Genomic DNA, 11,652 nt, shown 5'->3' on the forward strand with positions numbered 1-11,652 from the left:
AACAATCATTTTCCCGCTAGTCACGCCGCCCTTCATCAGGACAACTCGATAAACAATACACAGATACCCGCCCCCAACGCAAATCGGGGACGGGTACGCGAATCTGATGCGGGCGTTCCAGTGTATTAGGCGGCTAATTCAACCATGGCTAGGGTGCGCTTGCCACGGCGTACCAACAGGTACTTGCCGTGCAGTGCCTGCTCCACACCCAGTACGGCCTCCAGATCGGTGACCTTCGCATTGTTCACGTAGGCACCACCCTCCCCTACTGTGCGGCGGGCTTCGGAATTTGTCTTGGACAACCCGGAAGCCACCAACAGCTCCACAATGCCCAAGCCGGCTGCCGGCGCAGCGGAACGCGGCAGCTCACGGGTAGCCGATTCCAGTGTCCCCAAGTCCAGCTCAGCCAGATCACCCTGGCCGAACAGCGCTGCCGAGGCCGCGATGACCTTCAACGCGGCATCCACGCCGTGCACCAGAGATGTCACCTGGAAGGCAAGGGTTCGTTGGCCTTCACGGGCTTGCGGCTTTTCCGCAACCGAAACCGCAATGGCCTCAATTTGTTCGCGGGAGAGGAAAGTGAATACCTTCAAGCGGTCAACAACGTCAGCATCGGCGGTATTGAGCCAGAACTGGTACATGTCGAAGGGGCTGCACATGGCTGGGTCAAGCCAGATGGCATTGCCCTCGCTCTTGCCGAACTTGGTGCCGTCGGAGTTGGTGATCAGCGGCGTGCCCAGTGCATGCACGGAGACGCCCTCCACCTTGCGGATCAGATCGGTACCGCTGGTCAGGTTGCCCCACTGATCGGAGCCGCCTTGCTGGAGCACGCAACCATATTGGCGGTAAAGCTCCAAGTAGTCCATGCCCTGCAAGATCTGGTAGCTGAACTCCGCGTAGCTGATGCCCTCATCCGAGTTCAGACGGGAGGCCACAATGTCCTTCTTGATCATGGTGCCCACGCGGAAGTACTTGCCAACGTCGCGCAGGAAGTCCAGCACGGACATCGGCGCAGTCCAGTCGAGGTTGTTGACCATGCGAGCAGCGCTCTGGCCTTCGAAGGACAGAAAGCGCTGCACCTGGCCCTGCAGGTAGCCCACCCACTCCGTCACGGTTTCCTTGGAGTTCATGGTGCGCTCGGCTGTGGGGCGCGGATCCCCCACCAGTCCGGTGGAGCCTCCCACCAGACCCAGCGGTTTGTGGCCGGCCAACTGCATTCGCCGCATGGTCAGCAACTGCACCAAGTTGCCCAAGTGCAGGCTGGGGGCGGTGGGATCGAAGCCGCAATAGTACGTGATGGGATCCCCGGCGAGCAGCTCTTCAAGGGCTGCCTCGTCGGTGGAGACCTGGATCAGGCCTCGCCACTTGAGCTCCTGCCAAACATTGGCGAAGCTGGAGTCATTCTCGGGGACGCGGAGTTCAGTTTGCAAAGACACACCACAAAATTACCAGCACGACGGCGTTTCTTCGCCATTGCTGCCCACGCCGAGTCCCCGAGCCACTCCACAGAGCTTTGGGGCTACTCCACAATGCCTCGGGGCAAGGGGGCCGAGCCAATCAACCGCAGGCGCCGAGTGGGCCTGGTCATGGCAACATAGAGGTCCCCCACACGTCCCTGTGCACCGGCAAGAAGTGCTGCTGGCTCCACAATGATCACGCCGTCAAATTCCAGCCCCTTGGCCTCATGCGGGTCAATCACCACAATGTCCTGCTCCAACGAGCCTGCACCGTGGCCTATGCGGGAACCGTACACGGCCCGCAGCGCCGCAGCGATTTCCGCCACCATGGATGGCGGGGCAATCACTGCCACAAGTCCGCCGCCCACGGCCGCGGTTTCCTCAGGCATAACAGCCACAACTTGGGCCACAACCCCGGAAGCCTGGACCTGGTCAACAACAGGTTCCCATTCGCCGTCGCGCACTGCCTTGGGGGCAGACACCAACTGTCCGGCAGCATTGGCCATCCGCACGGCAGCTTCAGCAATCTGCCGAGGCGTGCGGTAGTTGACGCTCAACTCCTCCACGTTCCACCGCTCCCCCAGGAACGGTGTCAGCGCCTGCCGCCAGGATGTGGCACCGGATGCGGAACTGGTCTGGGCAATATCGCCCACAATGGTGAAGGATTTAACGGGGCATCGGCGCACAAGAACACGCCACTGCATGGGAGAAAGCTCCTGGGCCTCATCCACCACCACATGGCCGTAGGCCCAGGTCCTGTCGGTGAGGGCACGCTCGGCACTGGTCTGGGACTGCGCTTGCACAATGTTGTAGTCCGCGAGCTGCTCAGCGGTTAACATGCCGTCAACACCGGAGTCCTCCAGCTGCTGATTCACGTTGGAGATGGCCTTTTCAGCATTGACCAGGTCCCGCTTGCGTTGGGATTCGGCATGGGCCTGGGCACGGCCGCCTGTAGCGTCCATGTCCCCCAGAAGTTCGGCTGCTTCATCCAGCAACGGCACATCAGACTCACTCCACGGCGAACCCGGAGCCCGCACAAGCAGGTTGCGCTGCTCTGGGCTGAGGTTGGGTGTCACGGCTGTGAGGATGTCCGGCTTGCTGAACATCTCATCAATGAGTTGTTGCGCCGTCATGGGCATCCAGCACAAGTTGAGCATGACCCGCACGTCACGTGATGAGCGCACATCCTCTGCCAGGTAGGATCTGTCGGCGTTATTGCCGGCGCCTGCTGATTCAATGTGTTCGCGTAGTTGCTCGGTGAGTTCGCGCAGCAGAGTCTTGACGAAGGTGACCCGCGCTTCATTGTGCGGTAAGCCCGTGGCCTGGGCCTTCTCCCTGGCGCGGCGCACCTGGCGGACGGAAAGGATCAGACGGGTACCTTCGACGTCGAGCCGAACATCGCCTTGAGGCAGGCGTTGGCGGTTGGCCACGGCATTGGCCACAATTTTGGCCATTCCTATGCGGCCCTTGAGCTCCGCGGTTTGTGCAGATTCCGGAGCCTTGGCTTGCACCCCAGGGAACAAGTTGCCAACGCTGGCCATGACCACGCCGGTCTCGCCCAGAGAGGGCAGCACGCGTTCAATGTATTTCATGAACGCGTTGGAGGGGCCCACCAACAGCACACCGGAGGATTGCAGCCGTTCGCGGTGCGTGTACAGCAGGTAGGCGGCCCGGTGCAGCGCCACGGCGGTTTTTCCGGTTCCTGGCCCGCCCTGAACCACCAAGGCACCGCTCAGCGGTGAGCGGATAATCCGGTCCTGCTCGGCCTGGATGGTGCCCACAATGTCATTCATGCGTCCGGTGCGCTTGGAATTCAGCGCCGCCAACAAGGCGCCCTCACCTTGGACGTGCTCGCCATCCACCAGCATGGTGTGGTCCAGCACGTCGTCCTCAATGGCCTTGACGTTGCGGCCCTTGAGCAACAAATGACGACGGCGGCGCACGCCCATGCGGTCAAAGGCCGTGGCTTGATAGAACGTGCCAGCCTCCGGTGCCCGCCAATCGATCAAAAGTTGACGCAGGTCCTCGGACAGCAGCCCGATGCGGCCAATGTAGCGGGCCTGACCATCGTCTAAGTCAAGGCGGCCAAACACCAGCCTGTCATCCACGGCATTGAGCTGGGCCAGGCGGTTCTCGTAGAGCGTGGCGAACGCGTCGCGTTCGGAACGGTTCTGGTGCGTGCCCATGGACTTGGCGCGCCGCACCTCACCCAACTGCTCAACCTTTTCGGCGCGGAGTTCATCAAGTCGCCCGTAAAGGACGTCAACATAGTTGCGTTCGTGGGCCAACTCGTCGTCATACATGCAAGGCTCCTGATACGTAAGGCTTCCCGCCAAAAGACGGACCGTCTATTATATCCCGCTTCTTGGCCGGGCCACTCCGGGCCCAAAAAATCCGCGCAACAAATGGCAATGCAGCCTAAACGGGGAGCAGCTTAGACGTGCAGCAGCTTAGACGTGCAGCAGAGAGAGAACTTCGTGGCCGGCTAGATTATCCCGGCCGGGAAGGCCGTCTATTTCCAAGACAACCCCGACGCCGGCCACCACGGCTCCCGTGCGTTCCAAGAGTGCCGCTGCGGCACCCAGCGTCCCGCCCGTGGCAAGCACATCATCAAGAATTAACACGCGCGTGCCAGCTGGAACGTCTCCTTGATGCAGTTCCAAGGTGGCCTCACCGTATTCCAGGGAGTAGCTTTCGGAAAGTACCTCACGGGGCAGTTTTCCTGCCTTGCGGATGGTGATCACACCCGTACCCGTAGCGTAGGCAGCAGCCGCCGCCAAGAGGAAGCCGCGCGCTTCAACTCCTGCAACGGCGTCGAACTTTCCGGCGAAGGCACAAACTATGGCATCCACCACCTGCTTCAGGGCCGGTCCGTTGGCAAATACGGGGGTTAAATCTTGGAAAACAATCCCAGGCTTCGGGTAGTCGGTAACCGTGGCGCACAAACCTTCAATAACCGCGGAAACAGGCGGACTAACCGGGGCATTGCAGGTGCTGGAGGCGGGCGTTTCTGGGGTACTAAAAGTCTCATTCACCCCTCCACGGTACAGCCTCTTGGAGAAGGGCTTTTCGGATGCCCAAAAAGGTGCTTATATATTCTCCGTGCAACACAACATTTCACTTCCCGGACACGGTGTCCGGCTTGTGCCGCTACGGCGTTCTCACGCGGCAGATCTGTTCCCCTACATCGATGTGGAAATGTGGGCGGGCATGGCCTCTGAACGGCCAACATCAAGGCGTGCCCTAGAACGACTTTTCGCTGCCCGGATCGCTGATCCGTCCGTTATTGCTTTTGCCGTCATCGATGAAGAGACGGACACAGTGGCGGGGACCACCAGCCTGTACGACTACGTGCCGGAGCAATCACGGATTGAACTGGGCATGACTTTTTTTGGCCGCAATTACTGGGGCCGCAACGTCAATGCATCCTCCAAGTTGGCCTTGCTGAGCTTTGCTTTCGAGGAGCTGTCCGTCCAGCGGGTCACGTTGCGCTGCGACGTCCGCAACACGCGCAGTGCTGCCGCGATCGTGAAGTTGGGCGCAACACTGGAGGGAGTGTTGCGCAGTTACCGGCACGGACACGACGGCGCACGTGTTGACTGCTGCGTGTACTCGCTGCTGGCACACGAATGGCCGGCGTCAAGGTCCGGTCTGGTTCAGCGGCTCACCCCAGCCGATCTACATCCGGAAGTTACCGAGCTTATTGAGCTGTCGGAGCAGTTGACGCGGGACGACGCGAAGAACGCACCACTCCCGGTCTGAACTTTGACACGGTGGGCTCACCGTCCAGCCAGAACCGCCAAAGATATTCGCTGGTGCCCCCCGGTCCGCTAATGCCCACCCGTGGTCCGGTCATCAGTGACGCCGCCGGTGTCTTTGGCAAGGTGACACTGACCTGCCCACCGAGGGCGAACATGCCGTTGTGTTCACGGGAGAACCCCATGGCTTTAGCCAACCGCGCAGGACCCTGCGCCAGCTCGACGTCGTTCTTGGCGGTGGGGCGCCGGCGTCTGGCCAGCTCCAGCCCCTCTACAATCTCACCGGCGCGCAGGAGACAACCTGAGGAGAACCCCTCCGGGCGGCACACAAGATTGGCGCTAAAGTGCATGCCGTAGCTGAAATACACGTAGAGGTACCCTGGCGGGCCGAACATGGTGGAGTTGCGCTCGGTCATGCCGCCGTAGCTGTGCGAACCCGGATCAGGATCGACGGAATCGCGGGGGCCCAAGTAGGCCTCCACCTCGGTCAGGCGCACGGCAACGGCACCCTCCGGACTCTCATGGCGCACCACTGCGCCCAACAAGTATGGCGCCACATCAGGGGCCCGGTTTTGAAGTAACTCATGGAGGTTAAGTGGCGTAGCCATCTTCCCAATTTAGCAGGGCCGGTCAGGTCGGTGCTGTGGCGTTCAGGAAGCCGGGAGCCGGGCACCGAGGTGAAGCTGGCCTTTAGGACAGGTTTAGACTCCTGCCATGGACACCACACCGCCCGAGAATGCAGCCGCAACCGCTTGCAGAACCCAGCCCACATCCATGAAGGCCGCCTTTTTCACCTCGCGCGGAGGTCCCGAAACCATCAGCTACGGGCAGCTTGCCGTGCCGCAGCTGGCCACAGGCACCGTATTGGTACGTGTTGAAGCATCCGCTGTAGACCACGTGGACACGTTTGTGCGCAGCGGCGCCTACACCACTGAACTGGTGTTTCCACAGGTGGTGGGCCGGGACTTGGTAGGAACCGTTGAACGGTTTGGTCCGGGTAGTGCGGAGCTGTACGCCAGCCTTGCCCCGGGCGATGGCGTGTGGTCCAACTCCATGGGTTTTGCCGGCCGCCCCGGAACCGCAGCCGAGTTCGCCGCTGTACCAGTGGAGCGCCTCTATGCCCTGCCTGCCGGAGTTGACCCCATTGCAGCAGCCGCCGTGCTGCATTCGGGGGCCACCGCGTATTTGGCCCTGCACACACACGCCGAGCTGCACGAGCGTGAGGTGGTGTTCATCGGTGGGGCTGGTGGCGGCGTTGGCCAAGGCGCCCTCATCCAAGCCATCCGAGCCGGAGCTGTGGTCATCGCCTCATGCCGCGCATCCGACGTCGACCATTGCCTTGGCCAAGGAGCCAGCGTTGCGCTGGACTACCATTCGCCAACGTTTGGGCAGCAACTGCGGGCCGCCATGGAACGGGTATCCGGCGGACGTGGCATAGATGTACATGTGGAGACCTCGGGGCGGCATCAGCTGGAGCTTGCCGTGGACGTGTTGGCGCCACGGGGGCGCATTGTGGTGCTCTCCGGAGTTGCGGCCACGAACCCGCTGCCTGTGGGCAAGTTGTACATGCGCGACGGCAGCATCCGCGGTTTTGCCATCAGCAATGCCACAGTTGCCGAACTGGCCGAAGCCGCAGCCACCGTGAACGAGCTGCTCTCAGTTGGGGCGCTACACGCCCGCAGGCTCACAACCTTGCCGTTGCGCGAGGCCGCCCAGGCACACGCGTTGATGGAAGCAGGGACAGTGCGGGGGAAGATTGTGCTGCTGCCCTAGATGGCAGCCTGCGCGGCGAGGCTTCGGAGCAGCGTCGGGGAATTGGGTGAAAGAATGATTCCATGGCCTTGGAATTAGCGTTCACTCCCCCTTTTGACCCGGGAATCTTCAGTTTTTTGGCTGCCCGCGCCGTCACTGGCGTGGAAGAGGCTGACGCTACAAGCTATGCACGCACCATAGCGCTTACCGGCGGCCGCGGCCCCATGTTCGGCACCCACGGCTGGTTCCGTGTCAGCTGGGACGGGACCGCACTATGGCTGGACTTTGAGCTGGAAGATCCCAGCTCCACAACGGACTTGCTGCTGGCGGTGCGGCACTTGTTCAATCTGGACCACGACCCCGTTGCGGCCGATGCTGCGCTCTCTGCCGATCCGTTACTGGCTCCACGGGTGGCTGCTGTGCCAGGTATCAGGCTGCCAGGCTGTGTGGATTCCGCCGAGATTCTCATCCGGGCCATGGTTGGGCAGCAAATCACTGTTGCGGCTGCACGTACCGCGCTGAATCAGCTCATGCCACTGGCCACACCAAGCCGGCTCCCCCACGGCACCATGACGCACGTGTTTGCGGCACCTGGTGAAATTGCTGCTGGCGGAAGGGCAATCCTGCGTGGGCCGCAACGCCGCATTGACTCAATCCTTACCGTCTCAGCCCTTCTGGCCAATGGCACTCTCGCATTTGGAGAGCAGGACACACTAGATTCCTTGCACGAGAAGCTCCTGCCTCTGCCGGGTATCGGCCCCTGGACAGTGGGCTATGTGGCCATGCGTGTATTGGGCAATTCCAACATCTTCTTACCAACGGATGCGGCCGTCCGCAATGGTTACGGGCTGTTGCGAGGCGACTCACTGGCAGAAGCCCGCACCATCAAGGCTGCCGAACTAGCCCGAATGGCGGCCCCTCTGCAGCCTTGGCAGTCCTACCTGACATTGCATTTGTGGCGCGTGGCCGGGGAAAAGTAGCCTCCGCCTTTCGCTGGCACCGCTTACTGGCACCGCTCGCGCGTCACCCCCTCCTGTTTCACTTCTACTGTGTCACCCATCTGGGGGACAAAGGCTGCTAATACAGGCCCGAGGCGTGCCGAATAGGGCTAAAGACATCTACAGTGAAAATATCCGGCATGCCGTATTGGGGGCATGATGATATTGAATTTCCCATCATGAGGAGGACCATGCGGAGGTTGCCAGAACAGCGTATGCCGCACGAACTTATGGCGGCGGAACCAAGCATTTCGGAATTGGCGGCACGCTGTATTTCCGCCGCCGGTACTGCACATGACGCCGATCCAGCCAGTGTCAGAATGGGGATTCTGAACATGGCAGCCACGCAATTGCCGCACTGGTTCAGGGCGGAACGGCGCACCGCCGAGGCCACCGCCGTTGAACAAATGCTGGCGAGGGACGACTTCCAGGAACAGCAACTGTGGGCATTCCTCGCGGACGATCCCGGAAGGCTCGCTGCACGCAACAAGCTGGCCGAGCTGTTGAGCTCATCCCTAGTGCACGACATTGTGGTTGGTTCAATCCGGCAAGGTAACCACGCTCCGAAATCCGGTACGGCAGCAGACTTCGGCGCACTCTGCTGATAAGAGCAGCCAGAGAAAATCACTAAGAGCGGTTAGGCGGCGGCTTACAGCCACTGGCCCCAAGTATGGCTGCAACTTTCTGCACAACGGCAGGTTCATCGCCTCATCCATCTTCACGTGAGATCCGCCCTTCCCGCCAACCAAGGGACTTTGTGGTTTCCACAGGCCGAATATCGCGCTGGTACTGGTCCGTGTTGTTGTGGTGGCCGCCGGCGCATTGCAAACTAATCCGGTATTTCTTGTAGGCGCCATCGGGCCACAGCATTGCCCGGCCATGTTCGTCACTGAGAACGACGTTCACCTCTGGCACGCAGCACATCGTCTTCCGAAGCACTGGAAATTCCTCCCCGTGCTCACACACGGTAGGCCCCCGCAACTGCGAGATCGCGCAGTGACAGGCCTGCGGCCAGATCAAACCACGTCCGTGCGGCATCTGTGAAGTGCACCCGATCCATAATCCTCACATCACCGCGCCCAAATACAAATCGATGGCCGATCACGTTGACTCGACGCGGTCCACTCGTTTGGGGTCGACTCAGAAATCGTAATAGATCGTACGTCAAGACGTTCGGAATGACGTGAGGTAATTGAGCCACGCATGATAGATACCTCTACATCAGTCGAAATCGGTCTCGAATACTGTGTCACTTATGGCCCGGCACCGGACAGTTCACCGTACACCCTATACGGACACTTCATTGGCCACCATTTGCAAAGCAGCAGGTCAGCGGCGGGTGTGCCCGGTGAAGGACCGGCTTACGGGACGCCGCCTACATCTAGTTCCAGCGACGACGGGGATCCTTGATTGGGTCTATTGCAACGACCATCAGGATGATCCAGGCCACGATCGCGAGCGAGCCGACAATTATTCCTACAAGAGGCGGAATCCCCCAGATCAGCGGCTGATTCTGGATTACTCCGAAGATCCCCTTCAGGAGAAGCAGCGCTCCGCCGAGGGTAAGAATGGCGCTGGCGACGTAAAGCGGCCAGCCGATAGATTTCTTGCGTCCACGCGCGAGCTGCTTGGCGAACTCCCGTGGCGTTCCGAACACCTCCGTCGGGTCTTCGCCACCTTCAGCAATATGACTCTCAACCTGAGCGACCGCGTCCCCAATAACCCGGCCAGCAACTTCTTTCTCCCTGAGCTCCTTGACGAGTGCGGCGGTGTATTTTTCAACTGTTTCGTGCGTCATTTGGTGCGCCCTTCGGGGTCAATGATTGAGGCTGCTCGGCTGGAGAACACTAACCACTGTTGGCGTTCATGGGAGAGGCGGGCAAGGCCGTCGTCGGTCACCTGGTAAAACTTTCGCCCCGGACCGCCATCCCCTTGTCGCCACTCGGCGGTGAGTGCACCGCTCTCCTCAAGGCGGTTAAGGATCGGGTAGAGGGTGCCGCCCTTGATTGTGCCGAGCCCAGCCTCGGCCAAACGGGTTCCGACAACGTATCCGTATGTTTCCCCCTCGGAAGCGATGGATAAGACCGCGAGTTCAATCACGCCACGTAGCCACCCTGAGGGCCAGTTTCCACTTTTCATATCTAGATTGTGACACAGACTAGTCAGCCATGCAATCTAGCCGCCTTGAACGTCCACGATCGGGCATCCACGATAACTGCCGGATGCGAGTGTCCTGAGCCTGCGCTTCCCACGCGCCCGTTTAGCGTTCCGCCTATGGACAAGGCTTCCATATCGATTTGCTGTTGTGGAGAATGGGGCGATGCAGACACTTCGTGATGAGCTTCGAGCCGTTCCGTCAATTGTCGGCCGTGCCCCAGACTTCGACTGGGCATCCGCGCCGGACGAACCGCATGAGCTGTTTGTGCGCTGGCTCCAGCATGCCATCGAGACCGGGGTTCCCGAGGCCCACGCCGCGACTCTCTCAACGGTCGATGAGCAGGGCCTGCCCGATGCCCGGGTATTAATCGTCAAAGACGTGACCGAGGACTGCGGATTCAAGATCGCCACGAGCGATGAATCAGCAAAAGGGCGCCAACTGGTGGCTAATCCAAACTGTGCCCTGACCTTTTACTGGAGCCCACTCGCCCGTGCGGTGCGTGTACGAGGAGTGGCACAGCGAGCTCCTGGAGCGGAGTCAGCAGAGGACTTCCTAGCCCGCCACCCTCATGCCCGTGCGATCGCCCTGGCCGGTCAGCAGAGTGCGGCTTATCCAGATGACGGCGCCCAAGCCGAACTCCTCGCTCAGGCCATGAGCACCGACGCTGGCACCGTATCTCCGCACTGGTCCGTCTGGACCGTCATACCAAACTCAGTCGAATTCTGGCAGGGCGATCCGAGCCGAAACCACCAACGCCTCCGCTATATCCGCAATGATCACACATGGGAAAAGCAACGCCTCTGGCCCTAAGTCTGCAGCGCAGCTTGCTCAGCGTCCCACAAGGCGTTCCTCCTACGGACGGGCTCTGGGTTGCTTCCATTGGAAGACTGTATTCCAGTGACGACCTGCCTTAACTCACCCTTGGGGTAAGTTTTTCCGTTTTCTGCGGTGCCGCCAATTCGTGCTGAATTCAGTACCGGTCCAACACAACTGGATGCCCAAACAACGAACGAATCCTTCTGCGCTTCCCTGGCGCAGGGGTATTCTTTTCCACAGAGGCAGGCAACCCAGCAACCGAGTGAAACAATGGTTCATCACTGAAGTTCTATCGAACTAGGCCTGTGCCGGTCCTGTACCAAGCCAGCCAGCACAGACAAAATGTCGTTGGGACCTATGAGGGGGCGTTGCATGTCAGACAAGTTTGATGGCTACGGCTATTTCAGGCGGGTAAAAGAACACGAGTCCAGGTTCTTCTTCTTCACAAAAGCTAAGGCTGAGTGGGAGGTCATGATTGAACCTGGAAAAATCGAACGAGTAGTTGGCATGAAAGAGTTGTGGACCAAGCTCGATGCCAGCGGCAGAGACTTCCAAGAGTGTGAAATGACGGCCAGCAGAATGTTCCGCACAGGAAGATTCGATCAATGGGTTCAGTGGCCGTATGGAGGCACTATAACGACTGAGGAATTGCCATCTGGTGATTGAACGGGACTGCCCCGGATTTGCTTGACTCTACCAAGAGTGCTGAATCA

The 11,652-nt window shown here is 60.2% G+C and carries 12 protein-coding genes; 6 read left to right on the top strand and 6 right to left on the bottom strand.

Going from position 1 to position 11,652, the window contains the following annotated elements; all coding sequences use genetic code 11:
* Positions 1-125: 125 nt before the first annotated feature.
* The 3 genes from tyrS to RY113_RS18080 form a co-directional block, all read right to left on the bottom strand.
* The gene (gene tyrS, locus RY113_RS18070; RefSeq protein WP_110107637.1) at positions 126-1,436 is read right to left on the bottom strand and encodes a tyrosine--tRNA ligase; all 1,311 of its coding nucleotides are present in this window, start codon (positions 1,434-1,436) and stop codon (positions 126-128) included.
* 83 nt (positions 1,437-1,519) lie between these two features.
* Complete coding sequence (locus tag RY113_RS18075) at positions 1,520-3,760, bottom strand: UvrD-helicase domain-containing protein (protein ID WP_110107639.1); 2,241 nt, start codon at positions 3,758-3,760, stop codon at positions 1,520-1,522.
* 147 nt (positions 3,761-3,907) lie between these two features.
* Positions 3,908-4,411 carry an adenine phosphoribosyltransferase gene (locus tag RY113_RS18080; protein WP_245932319.1) on the bottom strand — a complete coding sequence of 168 codons (504 nt, stop codon included), beginning with the start codon at positions 4,409-4,411 and terminating at the stop codon, positions 3,908-3,910.
* A 148-nt stretch (positions 4,412-4,559) separates the two neighbouring features.
* On the opposite strand from RY113_RS18080, the gene RY113_RS18085 reads away from it, so the two are divergent.
* Complete coding sequence (locus RY113_RS18085) at positions 4,560-5,219, top strand: GNAT family protein (protein WP_315915762.1); 660 nt, start codon at positions 4,560-4,562, stop codon at positions 5,217-5,219.
* On the opposite strand, the gene RY113_RS18090 is transcribed toward RY113_RS18085, so the two are convergent.
* Positions 5,158-5,823 (bottom strand): DNA-3-methyladenine glycosylase, encoded by a 666-nt coding sequence (locus tag RY113_RS18090; RefSeq protein WP_315915763.1) that lies wholly within the window; start codon positions 5,821-5,823, stop codon positions 5,158-5,160. The two genes, RY113_RS18085 and RY113_RS18090, sit on opposite strands and share 62 nt — an antisense overlap.
* A gap of 106 nt (positions 5,824-5,929) precedes the next feature.
* Here RY113_RS18090 and RY113_RS18095 point away from each other — a divergent pair, with 106 nt between their 5' ends.
* The 3 genes from RY113_RS18095 (at position 5,930) to RY113_RS18105 (ending at position 8,570) form a co-directional block, all read left to right on the top strand.
* The gene (locus tag RY113_RS18095) at positions 5,930-6,988 is read left to right on the top strand and encodes an NADPH:quinone reductase (protein ID WP_315915765.1); all 1,059 of its coding nucleotides are present in this window, start codon (positions 5,930-5,932) and stop codon (positions 6,986-6,988) included.
* Positions 6,989-7,050: 62 nt separating this feature from the next.
* Positions 7,051-7,947, top strand: coding sequence for an AlkA N-terminal domain-containing protein (locus tag RY113_RS18100; RefSeq protein ID WP_315915767.1), 897 nt, complete (start codon positions 7,051-7,053; stop codon positions 7,945-7,947).
* 209 nt (positions 7,948-8,156) lie between these two features.
* The gene (locus RY113_RS18105; protein ID WP_315915769.1) at positions 8,157-8,570 is read left to right on the top strand and encodes a hypothetical protein; all 414 of its coding nucleotides are present in this window, start codon (positions 8,157-8,159) and stop codon (positions 8,568-8,570) included.
* A gap of 776 nt (positions 8,571-9,346) precedes the next feature.
* Here RY113_RS18105 and RY113_RS18110 read toward each other — a convergent pair.
* Both RY113_RS18110 and RY113_RS18115 read right to left on the bottom strand, forming a co-directional pair.
* Positions 9,347-9,763: a hypothetical protein gene (locus RY113_RS18110; RefSeq protein ID WP_315915770.1), complete on the bottom strand. Its 417-nt coding sequence runs from the start codon at positions 9,761-9,763 to the stop codon at positions 9,347-9,349.
* Positions 9,760-10,104 (bottom strand): PadR family transcriptional regulator, encoded by a 345-nt coding sequence (locus RY113_RS18115; RefSeq protein WP_315915772.1) that lies wholly within the window; start codon positions 10,102-10,104, stop codon positions 9,760-9,762. The genes RY113_RS18110 and RY113_RS18115 overlap by 4 nt, the downstream gene beginning before the upstream one ends.
* Before the next feature lie 181 nt (positions 10,105-10,285).
* Here RY113_RS18115 and RY113_RS18120 point away from each other — a divergent pair, with 181 nt between their 5' ends.
* The gene (locus RY113_RS18120; RefSeq protein WP_315915773.1) at positions 10,286-10,933 is read left to right on the top strand and encodes a pyridoxal 5'-phosphate synthase; all 648 of its coding nucleotides are present in this window, start codon (positions 10,286-10,288) and stop codon (positions 10,931-10,933) included.
* 378 nt (positions 10,934-11,311) lie between these two features.
* Positions 11,312-11,605, top strand: a complete 294-nt coding sequence (locus RY113_RS18125; RefSeq protein ID WP_315915774.1) for a hypothetical protein — start codon at positions 11,312-11,314, stop codon at positions 11,603-11,605.
* Positions 11,606-11,652 lie beyond the last annotated feature (47 nt).

The sequence above is a fragment of the Arthrobacter sp. lap29 genome, from assembly GCF_032458965.1.
Taxonomy (GTDB): Bacteria; Actinomycetota; Actinomycetes; order Actinomycetales; family Micrococcaceae; genus Specibacter; species Specibacter psychrochitiniphilus.

Coding starts and splice junctions, on each gene's coding strand:
- RY113_RS18090 (WP_315915763.1), bottom strand. CDS start 5,823: ATGGCTACGCCACTTAACCTCCATGAGTTACTTCAAAACCGGGCCCCT.
- RY113_RS18115 (WP_315915772.1), bottom strand. CDS start 10,104: ATGAAAAGTGGAAACTGGCCCTCAGGGTGGCTACGTGGCGTGATTGAA.
- RY113_RS18105 (WP_315915769.1), top strand. CDS start 8,157: ATGCGGAGGTTGCCAGAACAGCGTATGCCGCACGAACTTATGGCGGCG.
- RY113_RS18120 (WP_315915773.1), top strand. CDS start 10,286: ATGCAGACACTTCGTGATGAGCTTCGAGCCGTTCCGTCAATTGTCGGC.
- RY113_RS18110 (WP_315915770.1), bottom strand. CDS start 9,763: ATGACGCACGAAACAGTTGAAAAATACACCGCCGCACTCGTCAAGGAG.
- RY113_RS18125 (WP_315915774.1), top strand. CDS start 11,312: ATGTCAGACAAGTTTGATGGCTACGGCTATTTCAGGCGGGTAAAAGAA.
- RY113_RS18075 (WP_110107639.1), bottom strand. CDS start 3,760: ATGTATGACGACGAGTTGGCCCACGAACGCAACTATGTTGACGTCCTT.
- RY113_RS18100 (WP_315915767.1), top strand. CDS start 7,051: ATGGCCTTGGAATTAGCGTTCACTCCCCCTTTTGACCCGGGAATCTTC.
- RY113_RS18095 (WP_315915765.1), top strand. CDS start 5,930: ATGGACACCACACCGCCCGAGAATGCAGCCGCAACCGCTTGCAGAACC.